The following is a 26,684-nucleotide window of genomic DNA, read 5'->3' on the forward strand; positions in this document are numbered from 1 at the left end:
TCGGCTCTCGCTGCGCTCGCGGTTCATTCGAGGTGTTGTTCATGATCCTGCCACGCCGAACGATGTCGAGGGCGGTCCTCGGCGTAGCCGTCGGTGTCTGTCTGGTCGGTCTGTCCGCCTGTACGAATTCATCGGTGCACGAGGCCGATCTGCCGCTGCCCGAGAAGAATCGGCATCGGTGGCTGTTGCCGCTCGACCAGTACCAGTGGCCGCTCCGGGGTCGAGCCCGACGTGCCACGGGAGGTGCAGCATCCGACCCAACGTGTCGTTGACAGTTATGCATATCGGTTGTTAGTGTTTCATCTGCCACCTTGAAGGGTGGTCTTGGGCACCGTCGAACGAACCGCAACGGTCCTCTTGCGGTACTGGCGGTTCGTTTAGAGGTCCTACTTCATGGCTAGATCAAGCCGACCGATTCTCAGCGCCCTAATCGCGCTTGGGATTCTCTCCTCCTCCGTCATCATGGCCGCACCAGCCTCGGCGGCGCCCAGTGGATGCTCCACGCGGGGGCACGGATGCACGTACGAGGATTCCGGCTACCGCGGCGGCCGTATCAACTTCTATGAGTACGTACGAAACTTCAAGGACGTCTGGCAATGGGGCGGAACGAACCATTTCCTGACCAACGACTCGGCCTCCTCTGGCTTCAACAACGGGACCACGAATCGCGTCGTCAAGTGGTTCGATGACGCGAACTATCAGGGCCCTCGTAAGACCGCGGCCCCGCAACGAGGGCTCAATTTCGGTACGTCCAACGACAAGATCTCCTCGGCGTGCTTCGAGGGCTACTGCAAGTGAAGCGCCCCTCGATCAGGTGGTCGAGCGTCGTGGTCGTCATCGGGACATCCCTGAGCCTCGTCGCATGCACCGAAGACCCGGTCGACGACTCCGTCGTTCTCACCGAGAAGGATCGCGCATCGTGGAGTCTCCCGCTCGACCCGTACCAGAGGCCTCTCGTCGATGTCGTCGCCTCCGCGCAGGATGCGTTCATCCAAGACTGCATGAGGGACTCGGGGGTTCTGTGGAAGGTCGCACCGACCGAGCGCGAGGCGGCTGTCGGTGAATCGTGGAACCCGGTCGGACGAAAGCTCTTCTCCATCGAACTCGCGAGCGAATACGGCTACGGGAACTCATCGGAGATCGCACGATCTGTCGCCGCGCAACGAGCGATGTACGAAGCCGAGTCAGCGAACAGGAGCTTGCCCGAGAGCGCCCATGCGGTCTTCGATCGGTGCCTCGCGGACTCTCGGGACATGACGAATGAGGCTTCGGGGCGCGGCTCATACGAATTGGCGGAGCAGCTCGCGGGAGTGGCCTACGGTGACGCGAAGGCTGATGACGATGTCGAGGCGGCGGCGTCTCGATGGCGCGGATGTCTCCGTGAAGCCGGTGTGCCGGATCTCCCACGATCACCCGATCAGATGCCCCCTGACTCGATCGCGGGGCTGAGGGGGTCCAATGTCGATGGCGCGGACGCTTCCGGCGAGGATGAACCCGTCCCTGCGGAGGAGATACGCCTCGCCGTCGCCGATGCCGCCTGTCGCGAGTCGGTCGCGTACGCCAGCGCCCTCTACGAGGCTGAATGGCAGGCGCAGGCGGAGGCTGTGGCGGCACGGGCCGATGATCTGAGCCGCTACAAGCGACAGATCGACGACGAACGGGCGCGAGCCGAGGCGTACCTCGCTGAACACGCCGCCGATGCGCGATGACAGCCCATCGAGCGGCAGCACGGGTGCGAACTTGACCCTCATCCGTTCCCGCAAGACCCTCGCCGTCGGCGGAAGTGCGGCGATCGTCGCGCTCCTCGCCGGCGGCTGGGGGCTGGCCCACGCGTTCGAGTCGCCCGCCCAGCGCGAGGCGGCCGCGACCGCCCCGTCGCCGCTCCCGGTGACGAGCGAGGTCCGAGTCGGCGACCTCACACGCCGCATCACCTTCCAGGCGACGGTGGGTCGCACCGGCCTCATGTCCGTCGCGCTGCCCGCCCCGGCGGCCGAGCCTGCCTACGTGACCGGGAAGCCCACGTCGGCCGGTGCCCCCGTCACCGCAGGCCAGGTCGTCACCGAGGTCAACGGCCGCCCGGTGTTCGCCGTCACCGGCGCCTTCCCCTTCTACCGCGAACTCCGCCGAGACCACACGGGCCCCGACGTGCGACAACTGCAGACGGCCCTGCGCGATGCCGGCATCCCCACGACCGTCGACGGTGTGTTCGGCGCCGGTACCGAGCGATCGCTGGCGGCGCTCTACTCTCGGGCCGGACACGCGCCTCCCACCGAGGTCGCCATCGAGGAAGACCGGGGCGTCCCCGGTACAGACGCCACCCCCGGCACGGGCGCGGCCGTCGACGCGACCGGCGCTCAACCCGCACCGGTGGGCACCCCTGCACCCTCATCGAGCGCCGGCTCCGCTCCCTCCGCAGCGGACACGAGCGACACCGAGGCGACCTCCGACCGCCCCATCAGGCGTCGAGTGGTCGCCTCGCCGTCCGAGTTCGTCGTCGTTCCGACCCTCCCGGCCGTCGCGGCCGAGACGCCGGCCGTCGGAACCGCCGCCAGCTCCGAGGTCCAGCTCCGCCTGGAGTCCGGCCGCCTGCGCGTGACCGCCGATGTTCCCGTGCTCATCGCCGAGACCCTGAGCGAGGGCTCCACCGGCACCTTCACTGCGCCCGACGGCGCGACCACGCCGCTCACGCTCGAGACCGTCGTGCCCGGGGGCGACGACGACGCCGAGTCCCGTGTGATCCTCGACGCGGCTGACGGTGAGCTCGCGGCCGACCTGCTCGGAGCGGAGGGCCTCGTCGCCCTCGACATCGAGACCGTGCAGACCGGGAGCCTCATCGTCCCCACGGTCGCGGTCGCCGGTGGTGGATCAGGTGAGGCGCACCTCCTCGTCGAACAGGACGACGGGACCTTCCGTCGCATCCCCGTCATCGAGACCGGCCAGCTCGACGGCGAGAGCGCCGTCGAGCCGACGGACCCCGACGACCTCGCCGAGGGCGACCGCGTGCGGGTCGACTGATGGCCCTGCTGCAGCTCCGCGGGGTCGGACGCACGTTCTCGGGCGCGGTCGAGGTCGCCGCCCTCGACGACGTCACCCTCGACATCGAGGCGGGCGAGTTCTTCGCCATCATGGGCCCCTCCGGCGGCGGCAAGTCCACACTGCTCAACACCGTCGGTCTGCTCGACCACCCCACCACCGGCACGTACACGATCGCCGGTCACGACATCGATGGATCGACCTCGCGTCACCTCGCGGAGACACGATCCGAGACCTTCGGCTTCGTCTTCCAGGGCTTCCATCTGCTCGACCAGCGACCCGTCCGCGACAGCGTCGAGCTCGGCCTCCTCTACCGCGCCGTGCCGGCCGCCGAGCGTCGCGTCCTCGTCGACGACGCGCTCGCCCGCGTGGGGCTCGACGGGCTCGGCGACCAGCTCGCCGCGAAGCTCTCCGGCGGCCAACGTCAGCGGGTCGCCATCGCCCGGGCGCTGGCCGCAGGCACCCCCGTCATCGTCGCCGACGAGCCGACCGGCAATCTCGACTCCGAGAACGGCGCGCTCGTCGTCGAGACCCTCCTCGCCCTCCGCGACGCGGGCACGACGGTCGTCCTCGTCACCCACGACCCGACCGTCGCCCGCGCGGCCGATCGTGTCGCGCACCTCCGCGACGGGCGCATCGAGTCGGTCGAACCGGCCGGACCGGTCGGACAGGCCGGACAGGTCGAGTCGGTCGAACCTGTCCCGGTCGAGCCGGTCGAGCCGGTCGAGCCGGTCGAACGGGTCGAGTCGGCCCCGGCCGGTGCCGGCGCGGTCCCCGCAGGGGGTCTCGCGGTCGCGACCGGCGTGACGCGGACGACCCGCGCCTCCTCGGCTCCCTCGCCGACGGGCTCAGGAGGCGCGGGTCGTCGACCCGAGAGACCGGGCCGCCCGTCGCGCCTCCGGTTCCGCGACCTCGCCGTCGACGCCCTGCGCTCGGTCACGTCGCGGCTGGGCAAGACCGCGGGCCTCGCGGCCGCCGTCGCCGTGGCGGTGGCGCTCGCCGTCGCCAGTCTCGGGCTGTCGGTGTCGGCGCGCGCCCAGGTCGGCGAAACCTTCGATCTGCACACCAACCGCGACGTCGGGGTCTCGTGGGACTCCCCGGTGGACCCGACCGCCGAAGGGGAGGCTCCGGGGGCGATCGGCGGGGGCCCTGTTGTCGCTCCGTTCGGCAGTCCCGAGGCCGCGGCCGACATCGGCGGCAGGATCGACCGGGTCGCGGCGCTCAGCGGCGTCGAGTCGGTCGGCGCCCTGCACGAGCGGGGCTCGGCCGTCGTCCGGGCGACCACCGTGCGCGACGCCCTGCAGGCGCCGGTCGTGAGCATCGAGGGGAACCTGCTCGCGGCCGCCCGCGTCGACGTCGAGTGGCTCGCCCGCCACGGCCCGACGCTCGGCGAAAGGGAGGTGCTGATCGGCCGCGGTCTCGCCGCTCAGCTGCCCCTCGGTCCGCTCGCCGCGGTGCCCGTCGTCACCCTGGGCGACACCGAGGTCGCCGTCGTCGGCATCGTGGACGACTCGCCGCGCGTGCCGAGCCTCGTCGGAGCCGTGACGACCGGGGCGCACTCCCTGGCGGGAGTCGAGAACCCCTCTCAGACGTCCGTGCTGATCCGGACCGGTGCGGGCGCGGCTCAGCAGGTCGCCCGGCAGGCGCCGGTCGCCATCGACCCCGTGGCCGCCGAGACGTTCCGGATCGACGCCCCGATCGACCCGACCACCCTCCGCGCCGAGATCGAGTCGGACGTCGCCTCCACCCTGCTGGCCTTCACCGGGGTGGCGCTCCTCGCGGCCGTGGCGGGTCTCGGCAACTCGATGGTGCTCGCCGTCCTCGAACGGCGCAAGGAGCTCGGTCTGCGCCGAGCGCTCGGCGCCCGCCCCGGTCACATCGCCGGGCTCGTGCTCGCCGAGTCCGTGGTGATCGGCGCCCTCGGCGGACTGCTCGGGCTGGCGCTCGGACTCGGGGCGGTGCTGGTGATGACCATCGCCCGGCAGTGGATCCCCGTCTTCGATCTGCGTCTCGCACCCGCCGCACTCGTGGGCGGAGTCGTCGTCGGGGCGGCCGGCGGGCTCATCGCGGCCTGGCGGGCGAGCCGCATCGAGCCCCACGAGGCGCTCCGCCTCTGAGAGCCGAGGAGGCGCGGCGCCCCTCAGTCGCGCAGCGCGCCCACCGCGAACCGCTGGTTCGCCAGCACCGGCAGCGACCCGCGCGCCGCATCGACGGTCGAGAGGTCGACGTCGACGACGAGCAGCTCGGGCTCGGCCCCGAGCTCGTGCAGCACCACGCCGAACGGCGACACGACCATGCTGTGCCCCACGCCGGTCGGCGCCGTGCCGGGCGTCTCGACGCCCTGCGACGCGGGGTCGCCCTGCCCGACCGCGACGACGACCGTCGTCGTGTCGACCGCCCGGGCGCGCGCGAGCAGCTGCCACTGCTCGATCTTGCCCGGCCCCGCACCCCACGACGCGCACACGACGCTCAGCCGCGCCCCCGCCGCCGCGTTCGCCACGAACAGCGACGGGAAGCGGATGTCGTAGCAGGTCGCCAGGCCGACCAGGGTCTCGCCGACCGTGACGGTCACGGCGCGCTCGCCGCCCTCGACCGAGTCCGACTCGGCGTAGCCGAAGGCGTCGAACAGGTGCATCTTGTCGTACGAGTCATCGGTCTCGGCCGTCGGCCCGGCGACGATCAGGGTGTTGCGCACCCGCCCGCCCGAACCCGGCGTGAAGGCGCCCACGACGATCGTGGTGCCGAGGCGTCGGGCGAGCGCACGCACCTCCGTGGCCCAGGGCCCGTCGAGCGGCTCGGCGACGGCGCCGAGGTCGTTGCCGAAGGCGCACAGGGCGGCCTCGGGGAACACGACCAGCTCGGCTCCCTGGGCGACCGCCGCCTCCGTCGTCCTCCCGATCTCGGCGAGGTTCGCCCGGGGGTCGGCCGAGCTGATCATCTGAGCGAGCGCGATGCGCATGGTTTCTCCGATCGGTGGTGTATACGTATGGTATGCAGATGAGCCCCGAATCGCCCGTCCCCGCGGCCTCGGGGCGCGACCGGGCCTACGAGTACCTCTACTCTCAGGTGCTCGTCGACCCCGCCATGCAGGGGGCGTTCCTCAGCGAGCAGGACATCGCCGAGCGCGTGGGCGTCTCGCGCACCCCGGTCCGCGAGGCGCTGCTGCTGCTCGCGTCCGACGGGCTGGTGCAGATGATCCCGAAGCGGGGGGTGCGCGTGCCGGTCATCAGCGGTCGCGAGATCGCCGAGCTGATGGAGCTCCGCGGGGTGCTCGAACGCCACGCCGCCACGACGACCCTCGCCTCGGGTCGTGTGCCGCTCGAGGCGATGCGGGTCGTGCTCGCCGCCCAGCACGGGTTGAAGGACCTCGATCCGCGCGAGAGCGGCCAGCGCTTCATCGAGCACGACCGCGAATTCCACCAGCTGCTGGTCGACGCGGCCGGCAACGACCTCATGTCGCGCAGCTACGAGAAGCTGCGCGCGCGTCAGGTGATGGTCGGCGTCGAGGCGCTGTTCCGTCGCACCGATCGGCAGGAGCGGGTCTGCGCCGAGCACGACGAGATCGTCGAGGCCCTCGCGTCGGGCGACGCCGAGGCCGCGCGTGATGCGATCGATCGTCACCTCGGGGTGACGCTCGACCTCCTCCTGCGCAGCTGACGTCACGGCGTCGCCCGATCGGCGCGGGTCAGTCCCGGCCCGCCGCGGACGGCCCCGAGGAGGCGCGGGTCGCGTCGACCCCGTCCGTCGCCGGAGCCTCGGCCAGGTAGTCGGCGTCCTCCTGGACGTTCGAGTCGCGCCCGAGCGCCAGCCCCACGAGGGTCAGCACGACGGCCACGGTCAGGTAGACGGCGACCCCGAGCCCGCTCCCCGTCTCCTCGAAGATGATGGTGAACATCAGCGGGGCGATGGCTCCGCCGAAGACGCCGGCGATCGTGTAGGCGAGCGAGCTGCCCGTCGAGCGGAGCCGCGGCGAGAACTGCTCGACGATGAACGCGGCCTGCGGCCCGTACATGAACGAGTGGAAGACGAGGGCCAGCACGATGCCGATCGTCAGGACGACGGTCGACGAGCCGTCGGTGATCGCGAAGAACACGTAGGCCCAGACCGCGGCTCCCACGGCGGCGACCGCGTAGAGCAGTCGACGGTTGATGCGGTCGGACAGCGCGCCCGCGAGCGGGATGCACGCGAGCTGGAAGGCCGAGCCGATGAGCACGGCGACCAGGACCTGACTGCGCTCGAGTCCGAGGGTGACGGTGCCGTAGGTCAGCGTGAAGACGGTGAAGAGGGCGTAGGTGACGTCGGGTCCGATGCGGCTGAGGATGGCCGCGATCAGCGGCCGCAGCTGCGTGGTGAAGACCTCGCGGACGGGCGCCGCCGGAGCATCGCCGCGCGCCTCGAGAGCCTGGAAGACGGGGGTGTCCTCGAGCTTCAGGCGGATCCAGAGGCCGAAGCCGACCAGCACGGCCGAGGCGAGGAACGCCACGCGCCAGCCCCAGTCCAGGAAGGCCTCCTCGGTGAGCACGGCCGTGAGCACCGCGAGAGCGCCGTTGGCGAGCAGGTTGCCGGCCGGGGGACCGACCTGGGCGGCGGACGACCAGAAGCCGCGCCTCCTCGGGTCTCCGAACTCGCTCGACAGCAGCACCGCGCCGCCCCACTCGCCGCCCACGCCGACGCCCTGCGCGAAGCGCAGCAGCACGAGGAGGATGGGTGCCGCGAGGCCGATGGTCGCGTAGCTCGGCAGCAGTCCGATGAGCAACGTCGCGAGGCCGATGATCAGCAGCGTCGTGACGAGCACGGGCTTCCGACCGATCTTGTCGCCGAGGCGCCCGAACACGAACCCGCCGACGGGCCGCGAGACGTAGCCGACGGCGTACGTCGAGAAGGCGAGGATCGTCGCCGTGTAGGGGTCGCTCGCCGGGAAGAACACGACGGGGAACACGACGGCCGACGCCGCCGAGTACACGGCGAAGTCGTACCACTCGAGCGAGGTGCCGGTGAGCGAGGCCGTGAACGCCTTCGCGAGCGATCGGCGACTGGCCGGAGCGTCGTCGACCAGGGGGTCCGGCGTCTGTGGATCGGTGGTCATGGGCTGTCCTATCGAGTTCGGTGGGGATCGGTCGGAGGGTGGTGCCACGGCGATACCGTGTGTATACAGTAGGTGTACGACAAGCCGGACGACAGGGCCGAGCGTCGACCCGGGACATCTTTTACCGGACCGAAACACACGACCGCCTTCTGAGGGAGACCCATGAGCACGCTCCACTTCACCCTGCCCGACGGCTCGACCGAGACCGTCGAGGTCACGCGCCTCCTGAACGCCGGATACGCCGGTCGCGAGCAGGACGAGGTGCAGGCGCACATCGCCGAGCTCGCCGAGCTGGGCGTGCCCGGACCGACGACCACGCCGGCGCTGTACCCGGTCTCGCCCTACCTCGCCTCGCAGGCGACCGCCGTCGACGTGCAGCACGAGCGCACCAGCGGCGAGGCCGAGTGGGCTCTCGTCATCACCGGCTCGGGCGTGCTGCTCACCGTCGCGTGCGACCACACCGATCGCGCGCTCGAGGTGCACGGCGTCGCGTGGAGCAAGAACGCCAGCCCCAACGTGCTCGGCACCCGCGCCTGGCGCCTCGACGACGTCCGCGACCACCTCGACGACATCACCCTGCGCGGGTACGTCGGCGAGGGCGACGCCCGCCGGCTCATCCAGGACTCGACCCTCGGCGCGCTGCTGACCCCCGACTACTGGCTCGACGTGCTCGCCGAGCGCGACCTCGCCACGCCCGGCACCGTGCTCATCTCGGGCACCGTCGCCATGCTCCCGGGCGTCGACCAGTTCGCCGACTCGTGGTCCGTCGAGATGCACGACCCGGCCACCGGCGACACCCTCGAGGCGGCGTACCGCGTCGTCCCGATGCCCGCGCCGATCGGCTGAGCCGACCCGCGCCTCCTCGGCCCGGTGCCCGGCCCGTCGACCCCGGCCCGGTGCCCGGGCCCAGACCCCGGGCCGGGTGCGGTCGTCAGCGGGCCCGGGCTCGTGCCGCCCGTCAGCGGGCGAGGCGCCAGAGGCGGTCGCGCGACATCGGCAGCTCGTGCGGACGCACGCCCAGGGCGTCGCGGATCGCGTTCGCCAGCGCCGGGGCGACGGGGTTGTACGGCGCCTCGCTCATGCTCTTCGCGCCGAGCGGCCCCAGCTCGTCGTGGGTCTCCGCGAACAGGACCTCCGTCTCGGGGACGTCCGAGAACTTCGGCAGCCGGTAGTTGCGCAGCGCCGTCGTGAGCACGCGGCCCTCGCCGTCGAGCAGCATCTCCTCGTAGAGGGCGGTGCCGATCGCCTGGGCCGTGCCGCCCTCGATCTGCCCGCGCAGCTGCTCGGGGTTCAGCACGGTGCCGGCGTCGGCCGCCTGGATCGAGCGCAGCATGCGCACCTCGCCGGTGGACCGGTCGACGGCCACCCGGAACGCGTGCACGTTGAACGCGACCGAGCGCGGGGTGCCGTCGTGACTGCCGTCGGCCACGAGGGGCCCGTCGGCGAGCAGCTCGTCGACCGTCACCAGCCGGGACGAGGGCGGACCCGCCGAGGAGGCGCGGGTCACGACGACCCCGCCCGGCACCACCTCGGGTGCGGCGCCCCCGTCGACGACGTCCGCCGCGCCTCCTGAGAGGGCCAGCGCCCGATCGACGAGAGCGGCTCGCAGCTTGTGCGCCGCGGCCCAGAGGGCCTTGCCCGCGACCACGACGCCGGCCGAGCCGAAGGCTCCGGAGTCGTAGCGGGCCACGTCGGTGTCCGACTGGCGGATCGAGACCCGGTCGGGAGTCGTGCCGAGGGCGGTGGCGACGAGCTGAGCGTGCACGGTCGTCGTGCCGTTTCCGAATTCGGCGGTGCCGACGCCGATGTCGTAGCCGCCGTCGGGTCGCAGCTCGACCGTGGTGTCGGCGAAGTGCCCGCGCGGCGGCATCGTGGCGATCATCGCGAGGGCCATGCCGGTGCCGGTCGACCAGGTGGGGCCCACGGGGGCGGGCTCCGGGTCCGGGCCGGCCAGCGCCTCCTCGACGAGATCGAGGCACTGGTCGAGGCCGTAGCTGCCCCAGATGAGGTCGGTCTCCTCGTCGGGGTCGGTGACGACCATCGCATCGCCGGGCACGACGACGTTCTTCCGGCGCAGCTCGAAGGGGTCGATGCCGAGCCGGATCGACAGCTCGTCCATCGCCGACTCGATGGCGAAGATCACCTGCCCGAGGCCGTACCCGCGGAACGCACCCGACGGCAGGTTGTTCGTGTAGACCGATTCGGCGTCGACCCGCTTCGACGCGCAGCGGTAGACCGCGATCGACTCGTGCACCGAGTGGTACATGACGCCGACGCCGTGGTTGCCGTAGGCGCCGGTGTCCATCAGCTGGTCGACATGCAGGGCGGTGAGCGTGCCGTCCGCGTCGGCGCCGAGTCGGACGCGCACGCGCATCGGGTGCCGGGTCGGGGCGATGGTGAACTCGTCGTCGCGGGTGAACTCGTACTGCACGGGGCGGCCGGTGGCCAGCACGGCGAGCGTGACGAGGTCTTCGGTGAGGAGCTCCTGCTTGCCGCCGAAGCCGCCGCCGACGCGTTTCGTGAAGACCCGGACCCGGTCTTCGGGCAGTCCGAAGACGTGGGCGATCTCGTCGCGCACGAGGAACGGGACCTGACTCGAGGTGCGGAGGACCAGCCGCCCGTCGTCGTCGAGCCAGCCGCGGGTGGCGTGAGTCTCGAGCGAGCCGTGACTGACGCGCTGCGTCGTCCAGGTGCCCTCGACCGTGGCGGCGGCCGCGGCCAGGGCCGCCTCGACGTCGCCGGTCTCGCCGTGCATGGCCGCGACGGTGTTGCGCTCGGGGAACGCGATGCGCGAGACCTCGCTGGTCTTCTCGCCGTGCAGCAGCGGGGCTCCGGGGCGCCGCGCCTCCTCGGGGTCGAAGACCGCGGGCAGCAGCTCGTACTCGACGACGATCGCGTCGCGGGCGAGCTCGGCCTGCCGCCGCGACTCGGCGACGACCGCGGCCACCCGCTGGCCGCGGAACCGCAGCACGGGGTCGATCACGAGGCCGTCGTCGGGGTCGTCCTCGCGGTCCTCGTGGCGGCCGGTCGAGAACAGGGTGGAGGGGGAGTCGTGGTGGGTGAGCACCGCATGCACGCCGGGCAGGGCCAGGGCCGCGGTCGTGTCGATGCGCACGATGCGCGCGTGCGGGTGCGGGCTGCCGAGCACCGCGATGTGCAGCAGCGTCGTCGGGGCGGGGGAGTCGAGCGTGAACTCCTCGCGCCCGGTCACGACCCTCAGGCCGGCCGGCGCCTTGACCGAGCGCCCCGCCGCCTGTCCGACGGCCGGCGACACCGTGTTGTCCACGCCGCAGACGGCGTCGCGGATCGCCCGGTACCCGGTGCACCGGCAGATGTTCCCCTTGAGGAGGCGCGGGAGGTCGTCCCGATCGGCCTCCGTGAACGTCGAGGCCGTCACGACCATGCCGGCCGTGCAGAAGCCGCACTGGAACCCGGCCGCGTCGACGAAGGCCTGCTGCATCGGATGCGGGGCCTCGGGGGTGCCGAGCCCGGCGGCCGTGGTGACGCGGCGGCCGTCGAGTCGATGGGCGGGGTAGACGCACGAGTGCACCGGATCGTCGTCGACGAGGACCGAGCAGGCGCCGCAGTCTCCCGCGTCGCAGCCCTTCTTGACGCTGTGCACTCCGGCGTCGCGGAGGACGGTGCGCAGCACCTGCCCCGCGGCGACCGGGGCGTCGATCGACTCGCCGTCGACCTCGAACACGACGCGTCGACCGTTGTTCGTGATGCCCTGCGCCCCCGTCGAGCCGTGGCGGCGCCGTGCGCCCTCGTCGTGCGTGCTCACCAGGAGCCCCCCAGTTCTCGTCGGATCTCCTCGGCGAACCCGCCGCTCGTCGCGCGCCGCCAGTCGGGGGCGCCGTGCGGGTCGTCGTACCACTCGTCGACGCGGCTCATCGCGTCGGACAGCGCCCTCGCGCCCGGCACCTCGTCGAAGCGCAGCTGCACGGGGCGGACCGTGCCGGCCGTGACGGTCACGACGAACTCGCCCGACGCGGCGAGCCGCCCGGTGACGAGCGTGCCCGACCGGCCCAGCGGGCTGAGGGCGATGCGGCGGAAGGCCGTCCGCGACTCGAGCGACGCCGCGGGGACCTCGAGCGCCCGGAGCACCTCGCCGGGAGCGAGCGCCGACTCGCGGACGCCCGTGACGAACTCGGCGACCGGCGTGCGGCGTTCGCCGCCGTCGGTCGTCCAGACGACGGCCGTCGCGTCGAGGGTCGCCATGAGCGAGGTCATCGCGCCGGCGGGCAGGCCCAGGGCGACGTTGCCCCCGACCGTGGCGACGTTCCAGATCTTGAACGAGGCCAGCAGGCTCTCGGCGCACTGACGGACGAGCGGCAGGGCCGACCACCCGGGGCGGGGCGCCAGCCCGGCCAGCTCGGCGATCGTGCACGTCGCGCCGACGGTCAGCCCGTCGTCGGTCTCGCCGAACGGCGACCAGCCGAGCGAGGTGAGGTCGACGAGCCCCGTCAACCCGGGCTGCGCCTCGGAGTACAGCCACGTGCCGCCGCCGAGCGGCCGCTCGCCCGGAGCGAAGACGAGCTCGTCGCGGGTCGAGGGGGTGCGGACGTCCGCCACCGTCACCAGGTCCATCCGATGCTCCCGCCTGTGGTCGTCGGCGTGCAGCCAGTCGTGGATACAGTGTCGTCCATGATCGACGTCTCCGAGAGCCAGCTGCGCGAGCACCTCGCGACCGCCCTGTCCGTGCAGCGCTGGGTCGACGACGTCGCCGCCGAGGCGCCCTTCGCCGACGTGTCCGACCTCGTGGCCGCCGCGGAGCGCGCCGGGGAGCGTCTGACCGACGCCGAGATCGACGAGGCGCTCGCGCACCACCCGCGCATCGGCGAGGCTCCCGACGGCGAGGGTGCGTCGCAGGACTTCAGCCGCCGCGAGCAGCAGGCGTCGCAGCTGACCGACGACCCCGCCGAGGTCAAGGCGCTCGCCGAGGGCAACGCCACGTACGAGGAGCGCTTCGACCGGGTGTTCGTCGTGCGGGCCGCCGGGCGCAGCAAGGCCGAGATCATCGCCGAGCTCGACCGTCGTCTGAAGCTCGACGACGAGTCCGAGAAGCAGGAGGCCGGCGCCCAGCTGGTCGAGATCGCCGTGCTGCGACTGCGGCAGACCTTCGGGCGCACCAGCGCCGAGACCGGCCGCTCGGCCGAGACCGCGTCGCCCCGCGAGCCCGAACCGCTCGGCGCATGAGCCACGTCACGACGCACGTGCTCGACGCCGCGCTCGGCCGACCGGCCGCCGGCGTGCCGGTCGTGCTGACCGACGAGTCGGGCGAGGTCATCGCCTCGGCCGTCACCGACGACGACGGCCGCGTCGGCGACCTCGGCCCCGACTCTCTGCCGGCGGGCGTGTACCGCCTGGTCTTCGACACCGCCGTCTACTTCGCGGCCGCCGATCGCCGCACCTTCTACCCGCGGGTGACGATCGACTTCGACCTCGTCGACGAGGGCGCTCACCACCACGTGCCCCTGCTGCTCAGCCCGTTCGCGTACTCGACGTACCGGGGCAGCTGACCCGCGCCTCCTGAGTCCGTCCGCCGACACCGGCCTAGTAGTCCGTCCGGTGGTCGTGAGCGAGCCAGGCGTCGAAGGGCGCCGGGGCGTTCTCGGGTCGGACGGCGTCGACGGGGAGGTCCCACGTGGCGCGGTCGCGGCCGAACAGCTCGTAGAACTCGAGGTCGTCGAAGCCGCCTCGTGCGGCGTCGTGCCGGTCGGCGGCGTAGACCACGCGGTCGACACGGGCCCACAGCGCCGCCGAGAGGCACAGCGGGCAGGGCTCGCACGAGGTGTACAGGGTCGCCCCGGCCAGCGAGAAGTCGCCGACCGCGGCGCAGGCCGCGCGGATCGCGACGACCTCGGCGTGCGCCGTCGGGTCGAGGTCGCGGGTGACCCGGTTCTGCCCCTCGGCGAGCACGACCCCGTCGCGCACGATGAGGGCCCCGAACGGGCCGCCGCCGTCGGCGACGTTCGCCACGGCGAGATCGATGGAGCGGGCGAGCCACTGGGCGTCGTCGGTGCCGGGCATGGCGCCTCCTGCGGGGGTGTCGGGTGCGGGTCGGGTGGGGGAGGCGGCGGTCATGCGAGACCCGCGGAGGCGCGCCAGGCGTCGCCCGCGGGGGGCGCGTCGTCGCGGAGCAGCGTGGCCTCGATCAGACCGTAGGGCCGGTCGGCGGCCCAGAAGACCTCGTTCTGGTTCTCGAGACCGAACCGGTCGAGATCGTAGGCGAAGTGGTGCCGGTTCGGGGCGACGAGACGGATCTCGGCGATCGCGGGCACCGCCTCGAGCACGGCGCGGCCCATGTGCCAGAGGGTCTGCTGCAGGGCGAGCGACTGCAGGGTCGCGAAGTGGGCGACGAGCAGTCTCTTCACCTCGGCGTAGACGCCCTCCCAGTCGACGTCGGTCGAGGTGAAGCGCCACTTCGCGTCGAGCGCCGTGGCCATGACGCGGTCGTGGGTCTCGGGCAGGGTGGTGAACTCGTCGCTGAGGAACCCCGCGAACTCCGAACCCGTCGACTTCAGCAGCACGAGGTCCTTCAGGCCGCCGATCACGTGCTCGCCGCTCGCGTCGACGGTGACCGCGGCCGTGCGGATCTCCTGCCCGGAACGCAGCCAGGTGTGGTCGTGCTCGACGCCGTCGACCACCGCACGCTGCCACGCGTACTCCTCGATCTCGATGCGAGCCCCTTCGACGGGGCCGACGTCGGTGACGAAGTGGCGCGCCAGGTCGAGGCCGAACCGCTCGATGGAGGTCACGCCGTGCGACTTGGCGAACGCGAAGGCCGTGTTCTTCTGGGTGTCGGTGGGGAGCACCGCCGACTGGTCGCCCTCGAGGTACGCCGCCTCGAACGGACCCCGCAGCGCGGTGGTCACGTTGAGGTCGCGGATCTCGTGCCGGGGGCTGTCGCGCACGATGCGCACGAGCCGGGACTCCGCCTTGCCGTACTGATTGTCGCCGAGGATGATCGCCATGCGGTGATCCTCACACGGCCGTGTGAACGGCGTGTTTCACGATCGGCGGTTTGTGAACTGATTGTTTCAGAGGCGCCCTCGGGAGGGACGGCCTGCTGGGTAGGGTCGAGAGGGCCCCGGGGCGGACAGCCCCGATGCGCGAGATCGAGAGGCACCGCATGACCGACCCCCGCCCCGTCGTCCCCGTCCTGCAGCCCGGCGAGGGCGACCTGCCCGGCGACGCGTATCTGCCGGCCACCCCCGAGACGACCCTGTGGGGTCGACTGCCGTGCGCCTCCGACGCCCCGGTTCTCTCCATCGAGTCGGGCGCGACCGTCACCATCGACACGGTCAGTCACGAGGGGGTGCTCGACGACCAGGGGCGCGATCCGCTCGCCTACTTCGCCTCCCACGGGGTGCCCGCCGAGGGGGTGCTGCGCGACGCCGTGGCCATCGCCGCCTCCGACGCCTCGGGTCGCGACGCCGCCGCCGACGGGCCGCACGTCGTCACCGGCCCCGCCGAGGTGCGCGGCGCCCGCCCCGGCGACCTGCTCAAGCTCACGGTCGTGACGGCCACGCCGCGGGTGCCCTACGGCGTCGTCTCGAACCGGCACGGCCGCGGCGCGCTGCCCGGCGAGTACCCGCTCGGCGCCGACCCGGTCAGCGTGTTCGCCGGCGTCGACCAGGGCCCCGACGGTCTCGTCGGCACGATGCCCGTGGTGCCGGGCGGGCCGCCGGTGGTGAGGTTCCCGTTGCGGCCGTTCCTCGGCATCATGGGCGTCGCCGTGGCCGGCGACGAGCGGCCGCACTCGGTTCCGCCCGGTCCGCACGGCGGCAACATCGACATCAACCTGCTGACGGAGGGATCGTCGCTCTACCTGCCGGTGCAGGCCGACGGCGCCCTCGCCTACGTCGGCGACCCGCACTTCGCCCAGGGAGACGGCGAGGTGGCGTTGACGGCCATGGAGGCGTCGCTGCGTGTGACCCTACGCTTCGACGTCGTGCCGCACGACGTCGCCGTCGCCGAGTTCGGCGAGCTCGCCGGGCCGCTCGTCGAGACGCGCGAGCACCTCGTCCCCACCGGCATGGACCCCGATCTCGACGAGGCCGTCCGCGCCTGCGTCCGCGCCGCGATCGCTCTGCTGCGCGCCCGCTGGGGCATGGACGAGACCCTCGCCTACGCCTATCTCAGCGCCGCCACCGACTTCGACATCTCGCAGGTCGTCGATCTCGTGACCGGCGTGCACGCGCGCATCCGCGTCGCCGACTTCGACGGCGTCGCCCGCGGAGGGGTCTCCCGTGGCTGAGCGCGCACTCGACGACGCGGGTCGGGCCGGCGGCTCCGAGGAGGCGCGGGTCGCGCCGACCACGCCGCCCACGACGATCGAGGGGGCCGCTGCCGATGCGCTGCCCGCCGGGCTGCTCGAGGCGTTCGACGCGTACGAGCACGCGCTGGCAGCCGACGACCAGGAGGCTCTGGCGGCCGCCTTCGAACCGACGGCGACCGTGATGCGGGCCGACGCCGGCGGTCTGCTGGTGGGGCACGACGCGATCACGGCGTTCCGCGGTCGACGCGGCGGCGGGCCCGTCCGTCGGGTCGTCGAGGCGCACGTGCGGGTGCTCGGCGACGACGCCGCGCTGATCGTGTCGGTGAACGCGCCGGCGGGCGGCGGACGGGGCGTGGTGACGCAGCTCTGGCGCCGCGGCGGATCCGATGCGAGCGCGGGCACGAGCGCGAGCGCGAGCGCGAGCGCGAGCACGAGCACGAGCGCCGGAGCCACCGCAGACGCAGACGCAGACGCAGGCGCGGAATCGGGCGGCCCGGCGCAGGGCCCGTGGCGCATCGCGTCGGCGCACGTCCAGGCGCCGGCGCCCGCCGTCGACCGGCGCGTGTGGCGTGTGGTGGGGGAGCCGCTCGTGCCGGGGCGGCGGGGTGACGGGTCGACCGGCACCGCGCCTCCTGAGGGGGCTGCCGACGGCTTCGAGCCGACCCTCGTCGGCGAGACCGTCGCCGTCAAGGACCTCTTCGCCGTCGCCGGGCACGCCGTCGGGGCGGGGGTGCCCGCCTACCTCGAGGGCGCCGCCGTGCAGACCGAGCACGCCGCCGCGGTGCGCCGACTGCTCGACGCGGGCGCCTCGATCACGGGCATCGCCCAGACCGACGAGTTCGCGTACAGCATCGCCGGGCGCAACTCCGCCTACGGCACCCCGCCGAACCCCGCCCGGCCCGGAGCGATCTCCGGCGGCTCGACCAGCGGCCCCGCCGCAGCGGTCGCCCTCGGTCAGGTGAGCATCGGCCTCGGCACCGACACCGGCGGGTCGCTGAGGGTGCCCGCGTCGTATCAGGGGCTGTGGGGCATCCGCACGACCCACGGCGCCGTCGACCGCACGGGTCTGCTGCCTCTCGCCCCGAGCTTCGACACCGTCGGCTGGCTGACCCGCGATGCCGGCACCCTGCTCAGGGCCGCCGCGACGTCGCTGCCCGCCGACGAGCAGCGCGGGGTCGATCCGGTGTTCGCCATCGATCCGACTCTGCTCGCCGCCGTCGCGCCCGAGGTCCGCGACGCGTTCACCCGATCGATCGACGAGGCCGTCGCGGAGGGGCGCATCGCCCGCCCCGAACCGGTCGCGCTCGGCGACGTGGCCGAGCTGTTCGAGCTGTTCCGGGTGCGGCAGGCGTACGAGGCCTGGCGCTCGAACGGCGACTGGATCGAAGCGCACCCCGGGCAGCTCGCCGACGACGTCGCCGCGCGCTTCGCCTTCGGATCGAGCGTCTCGCCGCAGAGGGCCGAGGAGGCGCGGGTCGCCCTCGCCGACGAGCGTCACCGCCTCGAGGCGGTGCTCGCCGACCGGGTGCTGCTGCTGCCGAGCGCCTCGTCGGCCGCGCCCTCGCTGAGCGCCACGTCGGCCGAGGTCGACGCGGTGCGGTCGGCGACGCTGGGGCTGACGTGCGTGGCGGGGGTGCTGGGGGCGCCGGCCGTGTCGGCGCCGCGGCTGCAGGTGCCCGGCGACGGGTCGCGACATGCCGCGCTCGCCGCCGACGGGCGGCCTGTCGTGACGTCTCGACCGGCGCCGGTGGGGCTGTGCTTCGTCGGGCCGCGCGGATCGGACCTGGCCCTGCTGGCAGCGGCTGCCGCCTGGGGTGCGTGACCGTCGTCCCCTCTCGGTCTAGGCCTCGAGGTCGTCCACCGGGAGCCAGACCCGCATCGTCGACGGGCCGCGGTTGCCCCACGTGGCGTAGGGCACGAGCTCCACGCTGCCCAGAGGATCGGCGGTCGCGGTGGAGCGGCCGTAGGGCCATCCGCCGGCAGGCGTGCGGCTGCGCGAGAGCTCGACCCGGGCACCGGCCGGCGTCGTGACCGGGTCGACGGTCGTGTCGACGAGCACATCGTTCACGGTGCCGGAGGGCAGGTCGGTCGACTCGAGCGCGAGCACGAGGGGTCCTCTCTGAACGGCGACCTGGCCGCGCACGGCGTCGATGCGAGCATCCGGTCGGACCCACTCGGCAGTGGTCGGCAGATCGAGCACGACGACGTCGCCCGCCGAGAAGCGGCGGCGGACGACGATCGTCGGCCCCTGGGCCTCTCCGGCCTCCTCGCCGGGCAGTGCCACCGTCACCGCGGAACCGTCGGCCCAGGAGGGGACACGGAGAGCGAGCTCCACCTCGCGGTCGACGTCGCCGCGCCACGTCACCGCGACGCGCCCGTCGAGGGGGTATCCGCTCGTGACCGACAGCGCCACGGGCGTGCCGTCGTCGAGCACGGTGTCGACGTCGTAGCTGCCGTACTGGTGCAGCTGCACCCCGTCGGCCGTGCGAGTGGCGAAGTACTGCTCGACGCTGGCCAGCGTGCGGGCCACGTTCGTGGGGCAGCACGACACCTCGAACCAGGGCGCGCGCAGGCTGGACAGGGCGCGGGCGTTCAGCTCGTCCTCGTCGGGCTCGACGCCCTCGGTCCTCTGGTGGAGCGTGTTCGTGTAGAAGAACGCCCGCCCGTCCTCGCGCGGCGAGGCGAGAACCACGTTCAGCAGGGTCCGCTCGATCAGGTCGGCGTACCGGGCGTCGCCGTCGGCGAGCAGCAGCCGCCAAGAGAGCATCGTCGAGGCGATGCCCGCGCAGGTCTCGGAGTAGGCGCGGTCGGGCGGCAGCTCGTGGTCGGCGCCGAAGGCCTCGTCCTGGTGGTGGGAGCCCATGCCGCCCGTGACGTACGTGCGGGCCGCGACGGTCGCCTCCCACTGTCGACGGACCGCATCGGCGAGCTCGTCGTCCCGGGTCTCGACCGCGACGTCGAGAGCGCCCGCCGCGAGGTAGAGGGCCCGGACGGCGTGCCCGCGCAGCACGTCGGCGTCGCGCACCGGCACGTCGTCCTGGAAGTACTCGGAGCCGTACTCGATCTGGCCGAGCAACCCGTGCCCTCGCCGCTCGACGAAGAGGCGGGCGAGCTCGACCCAGCGCGGTTCGTCGAGGGCGCGGCCGAGCTCGGCCAGGGCGACCTCCACCTCCGGGTGCCCGCAGATCGCGACCCTGCCCTCGGGGCCGAAGACGGACCACAGGTGCTCGGCGAGACGGCGACCGACCTCGACCAGGCGGGGCGAGGCGCCGGTGCGCTCGGCGGCGACCACCGCCTGCAGCAGGTGGCCCATCGAGTACAGCTCGTGGCCCCACTCGAGGTCGCTCCACCGTGGGCGCTGCCAGGCACGGCCGAAGCTCGTGTGCAGGTAGCCGTCGTCCTCCTGCGCTGCGGCCACCCGGTCGACGAGGGCGTCGTAGCGGGCCTGCAGGGCCGGTTCGCGCTCGCGTCCGAGCTCCCAGGCCATGCCCTCGAGGAGCTTGTAGACCTCCGAATCGACGAACTCGATCCCGGAGTGCTCCCAGGGGGTGCCGGGATCGCCGAGGCCGGCCGCGGCACGGTCGAAGTTGCCCGTCCAGCCGATGCGCTCCATCCAGTCCTCGCAGTGGCGCAGCACGACGTCGGCGTTCAGGGCCTGCTTCTCGGCCCAGAAGCCGTCGGTGAGGTGGATCTCGGTCGCGTCGAGCGGGGTCAGCGTCGAGGAGGACGGCGAGACGGTTCCCGCGAACCGGCGGGCGCCGGCGACGGCTGACGAGGAGGTGCGGGTGGCGGGAGCAGTGGTGGTCACGTGAGTTCTCCGAGTGGTGAGGGAGGGGAGACGAGCGGGGGAGGAGGTGCTGGCGCTCGCGGCGCCGGTGTCAGTCCTTGACGGCTCCGGCGGTGACGCCGGCGGCGACGTAGCGCTGGGCGACGACGAGCAGGACGGTGGCGGGGATCGACGCGACGACGGCGGTCGCCATGATCGAGTTCCACTCCTGGTTGTTGTTGCCGATGTACCGGTAGATGCCGAGGGTGATCGTCTGCGCGTCGCCGCCGCTGTTCAGGGTCGACGAGAACACGAAGTCCGACCAGGCCCACAGGAACGCGAAGAGCCCGACGGTCACGGCCGAGTTGCGGCTCACGGGCAGGACGATGGACCGGAAGGTGCGCCACGCCCCGGCGCCGTCGAGCTTCGCGGCGCTCATCAGCTCGTCGGGGATGCCCCGCATGAAGGCCGTGAAGATGAGCACGCCGAAGGGCACCGCCAGGGTCGAGTCGGCGATGACGAGTCCCCACCACTGGTTGAGGATCCCCAGGTTGAGGTAGATCGCGTAGAAGCCCATGGCCATGATCACCTGGGGGATCATCTGCGCGACGATCATCACGAAGCTCAGCGCGCCTCCTCCGACCGGTCGGAGCTTCGCGAGCGAGTACGCGGCCGGTGCCGAGAGGGCCACCGTCACGACGACGGTGCCGAGGCCCACCAGCAGGCTGGTGCCGAGGTAGGGCAGCTGCTCGGCGACGACGGCCCGGTAGCCGTCGAGGGTCGGCGCGGAGGGGAACCACGACGGCGGACTCTGCCGCATCTGCGCGGCGGGCGTCAGCGAGACGTTGATCATCCAGTAGATCGGGAACAGCATGATCGCGGTCAGCACGACGCCGATCAGGGTGGTGGCGAGGCTGCGGCGTCCGGCACGACCCGAGGAGGCGCGGCGGGCGGCGGAGGTCGGGGCGGCGGCCGGCCGGATGGTGGCGCTCATGACCGGTCCTGCTTCCTCTGCACGCGCAGGTAGACGAACCCGCAGACCAGGGCCATGACGATCAGCAGGTTGCCGACCGCGGCGGCGGGGCCGAAGGAGGGGAGGGTGGAGCCGAAGCCCAGCTGGTACGACCAGATGGCGAAGGTGGTCGAGGCGTCCCCGGGCCCGCCGCGGGTCATGATCCAGATGATGTCGAACACCTTCAGCGTGTAGACGAGTCCGAGCAGGATGGTGATGGCGGAGACCGGGCGCAGCAGCGGGAACGTGATGCGCCGGAAGACCTGCCAGGCGTTCGCCCCGTCGAGCGCGGCCGCCTCGTAGATGTCGCCGGGGATGTTCTGCAGGCCGCTGTAGAGGATGACCAGGTTGAACGGGATCCCGATCCAGATGTTGGCGATGATGACGCTCGTCAGCGCCCACTGCGGAGAGGTCAGCCAGTTGACCTGGTCGCCTCCGAGGGTGCGGATGACCGAGTTGACGACGCCGCTCTCGCTGTTGAGCATCCACGACCAGGTCGATGCGCTGACGATCAGCGGCAGCAGCCACGGGACGAGGAACAGCGCCCTGAGAGTCGAGGAGAGCGGGAACCTCTGGAAGAAGAACACGGCGAGGGCCATGCCGATCGTGAACTGGAACGCGATCGAGACGCCCGTGAAGAGGAGGGTGTTCATCAGGGCCGGGCCGAAGGTCGGGCTGGCGAACACGTCGGCGAAGTTCTCGAGGCCGATGAAGGGGGCCGTGCCGTCGATGAACGACCGGACCGTGTAGTCGTGCGTCGAGAGGTCGACGTTGCGGACGAGCGGCCAGACGTAGAAGACGGCGAGGTAGGTGACGACGGGGGCGAGGAACGCCCAGGCGGTGAGCTGGGAGGCGCCTGGTCCGCGCCGGGGCCCGGCGCCGGGGAGGCCGGGGTCCGGGTCCGGCCTCCCCCCGGGCGGTGCCTCGCGACGTTCCATCGTGTCGATGCTCATGGTGCTGCTCCTCGTCGTCGGGCGTCGTCCGGTGCGGTGGGTGGTCACGTGGGTGTCGGTGCGGTCACTCGGTGGCGGACGCGGCGGCCTGCTGCGCCTCCTTCAGGGCGTCCGCGGGGTCGGACGACCCGCTGAGGCTGTTCTGCACGGCCTTCCAGAGCTGCTCCGAGATCTTCGGGTAGTCCGTGCCCAGGTCGTCGCTCGTGCGGCCCTTGGCATCGGCGACAGCGGTGACCCACGGCTCGAGATCGGGGTCGGTCGCGACCTGCTCGGTCTGAGCGTCCTTCGTGGGGGCGACGTACGACAGGGTCGTGTCCGTGGCGACGAGGTTGTCGGTGCTCGTGAGGCACGACTGGATCTTCTCGCTCACCTCGTACCGGGCGTCGTCGCTCTGCACGGGGACGGTCAGGAACTCGCCACCGGTGGGGGCGGGGGCCGCGCCGCCGCCCTTCGACGGGATCGAGATGATGCCGTAGTCGATGCCGGACTCCTTCACGCCCGCGAGCTGCCAGGTGCCGTTCTCGCTGAACGCGTACTCGCCGGTGAGGAACTCCTGCCAGCTCGTGGTCTGCGTGTTGTTGATCACCGAGTTCGGGGCGTAGCCCTTCTCGACCCAGTCGGTCCAGAGGGTCAGAGCCGAGACGGCGTCGTCCGAGTCGAGTTCGGTGAGATCGGCGCCGGAGCCCCAGTACCAGGGCAGGAACTGGAAGCTGCCCTCCTCGGTTCCGATGCCCGAGAACGTGATCCCCTTGCCTCCGGAGGCGGAGACCGCCTCGAGGGCGGAGGTGAGGCTGTCCCAGTCGGTGATCGACGCGGGGTCGACCCCGGCGGCGTCGAGGACGGTCTTGTTGTAGTACAGCGCGAGCGTGTTGGCGCCGATGGGGACGCCGTAGGTCTTCCCGTCGAGCTGGCCTGCGGCCAGGATGTTCGCCTCGATCGCCGAGGTGTCGGCGCCCGTCTCGTCGGTGTCGGTGAGCAGGCCCGCTTCGGCGAGGGTCGAGACGACCGGGTTGTCGACGAGGAGCAGATCGGGCGAGTTGCCCTGCTGGCCCGCGAGCAGGGCCTTGCTGGTGAGGTCGGAGGTGTCGTAGCCGGTGCGCTCGATCGTCACGCCCGCTTCCGTGCCGCACTTCTCGATGAGCTTCGCCCAGTCGCTCGTGTCGTCGAACTGGGGGTACGGGTCCCAGAACGTGTAGGTGCCGGAGGCGGCGTCGGACGAGCCGCCGCCTGCCCCGCCGGCGCAGCCGGTCAGGGCCAGGGTGGCGGCGGCCAGGCCGACCATCGCCACGGCGGTGCGCTTGCTGCGGATGAACGAGATCACAGGAGGTTCCTCTCTGAACTGCTGCGGGTGCTCCGTCAGAGGGCCCGGCAGGTGCAGCACAGGGCGCTCATCGTCGAGAGCAAAGAGACCGAAACTGGTTTCGGGAGTGAAGTTACACGGCAGGCAGTTGCCCGTCAATGCCCAAGTGAACTAATTTCGGTACATGACCACTGCAGGAGAGGGCAAGGCGATGGCGTCGCCCGTCACGCTGGCTGATGTGGCACGAGCTGCCGGAGTCTCGGTCGCTACGGCGTCCAAGGCGCTGAACGGCCGGGCCCAGGTGCGCGAATCGACCCGCGTCAGGGTGCAGGAGGCTGCTGCGGCTCTCTCGTTCACCCCCAACTTCTTCGCCCAGGCGCTGAACTCGGCGCGGACGGGCACGATCGGGATGGTCACGAGCGACCTCGACAACCGCTTCGTGCTCCCGGTGCTGCTCGGCGCCGAGGACGCCTTCGGCTCGGGTTCGCTCTCTGTGCTGCTCGCCGACGCCCGGGACGACGCGCTCCGCGAGCAGCTGCACCTGCAGACGCTCCTCACGCGCCGAGTCGACGGGCTGCTCATCGTCGGTCGGACGACGAATCCGCGCCCGCCCGTCCCTCTGCTCGCGGACGTCCCCGTCGTCTACGTCTACGCCCCCTCGAGCGACCCGAAGGACGCGTCGTTCACTCCGGACAACGTGCAGGCCGGACGACTGGCGGCGGAGCATCTGATCGAGAAGGGTCGGACCCGCATCGCCCTGATCAACGGCGAGGCCTCGTACGCCGCCGCTCGTGATCGCGCGGCGGGTGTCCAGCAGGCTCTGACGGCGGCGGGGCTGGAGATGGTCGGCGGCACCGCTCTCTTCGGGCAGTGGGGCGAGGGCTGGGGTCGCGACTGCGCGCGCCTCCTGGTCCGGGGCGGCGAGCCGGTCGACGCGATCATCGGAGGCAGCGACCACATCGCCCGGGGCGCCATCGACGCCCTCCGCGACGAGGGCGTGCGGGTTCCCGAGGACATCTCCGTGGTCGGCTTCGACAACTGGGATCTGCTGGTCCGCGAGTCGCGACCGCCCCTGACGAGCATCGACATGTCGCTCGAGGAGCTCGGCCGCGCCGCCGCTCAGCACCTCGTCGACGCCATCGGCGGCGCACCGTCACCGGGCGTCGTCGCCGGTCCGGTGCGACTGGTCGTCCGAGACTCGGCCTGACTGCGGGCGGAGGTGCTCGACCCGGTCCGGTCGATCAGCTGATCGCCGGCCGCCGGACCGGGTGTCGGCGAGGTGGGATGGAGAGGGGTGCACTGACCGTGCATCCCGAAGACGGCCCGCGGGTCGTACGGTCGTCGTCATGGACAACAGGAGCGAGGTGCGGGACTTCCTCACGACGAGGCGCGCCCGTGTGACTCCGGAGCAGGTCGAGCTGCCCGGCGGCCCGGGGCGTCGCGTGCCCGGCCTGCGACGGGCCGAGGTGGCGATGCTCGCGGGTGTCAGCGTCGAGTACTACTCGCGCCTCGAGCGAGGCGATCTCAAGGGGGTCTCCGACGCCGTGCTCGAGGCGATCGGTGGAGCGCTTCTGTTCGACGAGGCCGAGCGATCGCACCTGGCCGACCTCGCACGAGTCACGAACGAGTCGCCCGTGCGTGCCCGGTCGAGGTCGCGGGCGCGTCCCGCCGGCGTCTCGCGCCCGCTGCAGCTCGCCCTCGACTCGGTGGCGTCGGGGCCGGCGTTCGTCCGGAACGGGCGGATGGACGTGCTGGGCGAGAATGCCCTCTTCCGGGCTCTCTACTCGGACCTGTACGCGCTCCCGGACCGGCCCGTCAATCTCGCCCGCTTCGTGTTCCTGCATCGGGAGCCGGCAGAGGCGTTCTACCCGTCGTGGTCGATCGCGGCCGACATCAACGTCGCGATCCTGAGGACCGAGGCCGGGCGCGATCCGCACGACAAGGCCCTGCACGACCTGGTCGGCGAGCTGTCGACCCGGAGCGCCGAGTTCCGCACCCGGTGGGGCGCGCACGAGGTGCGGCACCACGCGTCGGGGAGCAAGTCGTTCCGGCATCCCGTCGTCGGCGATCTCGACCTCGTCTACGCGGCCATGGAGCCGATGGGCGAGCCGGGGCTGAACTTCCTCATCTACAGCGCCGAGCCGGGCACCCCGACCGAGGAGCGCCTCCGCCTCCTCGCCAGCTGGGCCGCCGCCCCTGTCGACGCCGGCGAGCGAGCGCCGGGGCTCCCCGCCGACCGGCACCGCGCCGATCGAGACGCACGACGAGAAGAGAGCCCACGATGAAGTACGGACGACTCGGGACGACCGGCCTGCGGATCAGCCGCATCGGCCTGGGCTGCATGAGCTACGGGGACCCGACGCGCGGTCTGCATTCCTGGACGCTGACCGAGGAGGAGGCGGCGCCCTTCTTCCGGCAGGCCGTCGAGCTCGGCGTCACCTTCTGGGACACCGCCGACGTGTACCAGCAGGGCACCGGCGAAGAGTACGTCGGCCGTGCCATCCGCGAGTACTCCCGCCGGGAGGACATCGTGCTGGCCACGAAGGTCGGCGGCCGGATGCACGACGGGCCCGGCGGGTCCGGGCTCTCGCGCAAGGCCGTCCTCGAGCAGGTCGACGCGTCGCTGACCCGCCTCGGCACCGACCACATCGACCTCTACCAGGTCCACCGCTACGACCCCGAGACCCCGGTCGAGGAGACGATGGAGGCGCTCCACGACCTCGTCCGGGCCGGGAAGGTCCGCTACACGGGCGCGTCGAGCATGTTCGCGTGGCAGTTCGCCAAGATGCAGACCGCCGCCGCCGTGAACGGCTGGACGCCCTTCGCGTCGATGCAGGACCAGTACAACCTCCTCAAGCGCGAGGAGGAGCGCGAGATGATCCCGCTCTGCGCCGACCTCGGCGTCGGGCTCGTGCCCTACTCGCCGCAGGGCAAGGGGCGACTGACGCGCCCGCGCGACGTGACCACCGGCCGCTCGGCCGTCGACGAGGTCGCCAAGGCCTTCGACACCGACGCCGACGGACCGATCATCGACGCCGTCGAGCAGATCGCCGCCGAGCACGAGGTGTCGATGGCGCAGATCGCCGTCGCCTGGGTGCTCCGCAACCCCGTCGTCTCGGCCCCGATCGTCGGAGCGACCAAGCCGCCGCACCTCGGCGACGCGGTCGCCGCCCTCGAGGTCGAGCTCACCGACGACGACGTCCGCCGCCTCGAGGAGCGCTACGTGCCCCAGGCCCCCTTCTGGTGGTGA

General features: G+C 72.2%; 23 protein-coding genes. 13 read left to right on the top strand and 10 right to left on the bottom strand.

Features of this window, described 5'->3' with window-relative positions; genetic code table 11:
* The first annotated feature begins 462 nt into the window (after positions 1 to 462).
* Genes ASF89_RS16285 through ASF89_RS15835 form a run of 4 tightly spaced genes read left to right on the top strand, consistent with a single transcriptional unit; the run spans position 463 to position 5,150 of the window.
* On the top strand, positions 463 to 798 hold the full coding sequence (locus ASF89_RS16285; protein ID WP_162240684.1) for a peptidase inhibitor family I36 protein: 336 nt from the start codon (positions 463 to 465) through the stop codon (positions 796 to 798).
* Positions 795 to 1,709, top strand: a complete 915-nt coding sequence (locus ASF89_RS04410; protein ID WP_156463309.1) for a hypothetical protein — start codon at positions 795 to 797, stop codon at positions 1,707 to 1,709. The genes ASF89_RS16285 and ASF89_RS04410 overlap by 4 nt, the downstream gene beginning before the upstream one ends.
* Positions 1,710 to 1,740: 31 nt before the next feature.
* Positions 1,741 to 3,015: a peptidoglycan-binding domain-containing protein gene (locus ASF89_RS04415; RefSeq protein ID WP_055812322.1), complete on the top strand. Its 1,275-nt coding sequence runs from the start codon at positions 1,741 to 1,743 to the stop codon at positions 3,013 to 3,015.
* Positions 3,015 to 5,150, top strand: coding sequence for an ATP-binding cassette domain-containing protein (locus tag ASF89_RS15835; RefSeq protein ID WP_055812325.1), 2,136 nt, complete (start codon positions 3,015 to 3,017; stop codon positions 5,148 to 5,150). Before ASF89_RS04415 ends, ASF89_RS15835 begins: the two co-directional genes overlap by 1 nt.
* Positions 5,151 to 5,173: 23 nt before the next feature.
* On the opposite strand, the gene ASF89_RS04425 is transcribed toward ASF89_RS15835, so the two are convergent.
* Entirely contained in the window at positions 5,174 to 5,992 is an 819-nt protein-coding gene (locus ASF89_RS04425) for a carbon-nitrogen hydrolase family protein (protein WP_055812328.1), read from the bottom strand.
* 38 nt (positions 5,993 to 6,030) lie between these two features.
* On the opposite strand from ASF89_RS04425, the gene ASF89_RS04430 reads away from it, so the two are divergent.
* Positions 6,031 to 6,690: a GntR family transcriptional regulator gene (locus ASF89_RS04430; protein WP_235476266.1), complete on the top strand. Its 660-nt coding sequence runs from the start codon at positions 6,031 to 6,033 to the stop codon at positions 6,688 to 6,690.
* A 28-nt stretch (positions 6,691 to 6,718) separates the two neighbouring features.
* Here the strand turns inward: ASF89_RS04430 and ASF89_RS04435 are convergent, their stop codons facing one another.
* Positions 6,719 to 8,119 (bottom strand): MFS transporter, encoded by a 1,401-nt coding sequence (locus tag ASF89_RS04435; protein ID WP_055812331.1) that lies wholly within the window; start codon positions 8,117 to 8,119, stop codon positions 6,719 to 6,721.
* 162 nt (positions 8,120 to 8,281) lie between these two features.
* Here ASF89_RS04435 and ASF89_RS04440 point away from each other — a divergent pair, with 162 nt between their 5' ends.
* The gene (locus ASF89_RS04440) at positions 8,282 to 8,965 is read left to right on the top strand and encodes a DUF2848 domain-containing protein (protein ID WP_055812334.1); all 684 of its coding nucleotides are present in this window, start codon (positions 8,282 to 8,284) and stop codon (positions 8,963 to 8,965) included.
* A gap of 112 nt (positions 8,966 to 9,077) precedes the next feature.
* On the opposite strand, the gene ASF89_RS04445 is transcribed toward ASF89_RS04440, so the two are convergent.
* Positions 9,078 to 11,846 (bottom strand): molybdopterin-dependent oxidoreductase, encoded by a 2,769-nt coding sequence (locus ASF89_RS04445; protein ID WP_369814536.1) that lies wholly within the window; start codon positions 11,844 to 11,846, stop codon positions 9,078 to 9,080.
* A gap of 53 nt (positions 11,847 to 11,899) precedes the next feature.
* Positions 11,900 to 12,709 carry a xanthine dehydrogenase family protein subunit M gene (locus tag ASF89_RS04450; protein WP_055812340.1) on the bottom strand — a complete coding sequence of 270 codons (810 nt, stop codon included), beginning with the start codon at positions 12,707 to 12,709 and terminating at the stop codon, positions 11,900 to 11,902.
* 57 nt (positions 12,710 to 12,766) lie between these two features.
* Here ASF89_RS04450 and ASF89_RS04455 point away from each other — a divergent pair, with 57 nt between their 5' ends.
* Both ASF89_RS04455 and uraH read left to right on the top strand, forming a co-directional pair.
* Positions 12,767 to 13,318, top strand: coding sequence for a 2-oxo-4-hydroxy-4-carboxy-5-ureidoimidazoline decarboxylase (locus tag ASF89_RS04455; protein ID WP_055794107.1), 552 nt, complete (start codon positions 12,767 to 12,769; stop codon positions 13,316 to 13,318).
* The gene (gene uraH / locus ASF89_RS04460; protein WP_055794110.1) at positions 13,315 to 13,641 is read left to right on the top strand and encodes a hydroxyisourate hydrolase; all 327 of its coding nucleotides are present in this window, start codon (positions 13,315 to 13,317) and stop codon (positions 13,639 to 13,641) included. The genes ASF89_RS04455 and uraH overlap by 4 nt, the downstream gene beginning before the upstream one ends.
* Before the next feature lie 34 nt (positions 13,642 to 13,675).
* On the opposite strand, the gene ASF89_RS04465 is transcribed toward uraH, so the two are convergent.
* Both ASF89_RS04465 and pucL read right to left on the bottom strand, forming a co-directional pair.
* A complete protein-coding gene (locus ASF89_RS04465) occupies positions 13,676 to 14,152 on the bottom strand; it encodes a nucleoside deaminase (protein ID WP_055794113.1) in 477 nt (158 codons plus the stop codon).
* Between the two features lie 50 nt (positions 14,153 to 14,202).
* Positions 14,203 to 15,096, bottom strand: a complete 894-nt coding sequence (gene pucL / locus ASF89_RS04470) for a factor-independent urate hydroxylase (RefSeq protein ID WP_055812344.1) — start codon at positions 15,094 to 15,096, stop codon at positions 14,203 to 14,205.
* A gap of 158 nt (positions 15,097 to 15,254) precedes the next feature.
* Between pucL and ASF89_RS04475 the strand changes: the two genes are divergently transcribed.
* Together ASF89_RS04475 and ASF89_RS04480 are read left to right on the top strand one after the other, a co-directional pair.
* On the top strand, positions 15,255 to 16,382 hold the full coding sequence (locus tag ASF89_RS04475; protein WP_055813095.1) for an acetamidase/formamidase family protein: 1,128 nt from the start codon (positions 15,255 to 15,257) through the stop codon (positions 16,380 to 16,382).
* A complete protein-coding gene (locus ASF89_RS04480; protein WP_055812350.1) occupies positions 16,375 to 18,225 on the top strand; it encodes an AtzH-like domain-containing protein in 1,851 nt (616 codons plus the stop codon). The genes ASF89_RS04475 and ASF89_RS04480 overlap by 8 nt, the downstream gene beginning before the upstream one ends.
* Before the next feature lie 18 nt (positions 18,226 to 18,243).
* On the opposite strand, the gene ASF89_RS04485 is transcribed toward ASF89_RS04480, so the two are convergent.
* From ASF89_RS04485 to ASF89_RS04500, 4 genes are all read right to left on the bottom strand, one after another.
* The gene (locus tag ASF89_RS04485) at positions 18,244 to 20,211 is read right to left on the bottom strand and encodes a glycoside hydrolase family 127 protein (RefSeq protein WP_055812353.1); all 1,968 of its coding nucleotides are present in this window, start codon (positions 20,209 to 20,211) and stop codon (positions 18,244 to 18,246) included.
* Positions 20,212 to 20,281: 70 nt separating this feature from the next.
* Entirely contained in the window at positions 20,282 to 21,043 is a 762-nt protein-coding gene (locus tag ASF89_RS04490; RefSeq protein WP_055813100.1) for a carbohydrate ABC transporter permease, read from the bottom strand.
* A gap of 116 nt (positions 21,044 to 21,159) precedes the next feature.
* The gene (locus tag ASF89_RS04495) at positions 21,160 to 22,134 is read right to left on the bottom strand and encodes a carbohydrate ABC transporter permease (RefSeq protein WP_055812356.1); all 975 of its coding nucleotides are present in this window, start codon (positions 22,132 to 22,134) and stop codon (positions 21,160 to 21,162) included.
* A gap of 64 nt (positions 22,135 to 22,198) precedes the next feature.
* On the bottom strand, positions 22,199 to 23,455 hold the full coding sequence (locus ASF89_RS04500; RefSeq protein ID WP_055812359.1) for an extracellular solute-binding protein: 1,257 nt from the start codon (positions 23,453 to 23,455) through the stop codon (positions 22,199 to 22,201).
* Between the two features lie 163 nt (positions 23,456 to 23,618).
* On the opposite strand from ASF89_RS04500, the gene ASF89_RS04505 reads away from it, so the two are divergent.
* The 3 genes from ASF89_RS04505 to ASF89_RS04515 all read left to right on the top strand — a co-directional run bounded on the left by ASF89_RS04505 (position 23,619) and on the right by ASF89_RS04515 (position 26,684).
* Positions 23,619 to 24,641: a LacI family DNA-binding transcriptional regulator gene (locus ASF89_RS04505; protein ID WP_055812366.1), complete on the top strand. Its 1,023-nt coding sequence runs from the start codon at positions 23,619 to 23,621 to the stop codon at positions 24,639 to 24,641.
* Between the two features lie 139 nt (positions 24,642 to 24,780).
* Entirely contained in the window at positions 24,781 to 25,719 is a 939-nt protein-coding gene (locus ASF89_RS04510; protein WP_055812369.1) for a helix-turn-helix domain-containing protein, read from the top strand.
* Positions 25,716 to 26,684 carry an aldo/keto reductase gene (locus ASF89_RS04515; protein ID WP_055812372.1) on the top strand — a complete coding sequence of 323 codons (969 nt, stop codon included), beginning with the start codon at positions 25,716 to 25,718 and terminating at the stop codon, positions 26,682 to 26,684. The genes ASF89_RS04510 and ASF89_RS04515 overlap by 4 nt, the downstream gene beginning before the upstream one ends.

It is taken from the genome of Frigoribacterium sp. Leaf172, assembly GCF_001424285.1.
GTDB lineage: Bacteria > Actinomycetota > Actinomycetes > Actinomycetales > Microbacteriaceae > Frigoribacterium.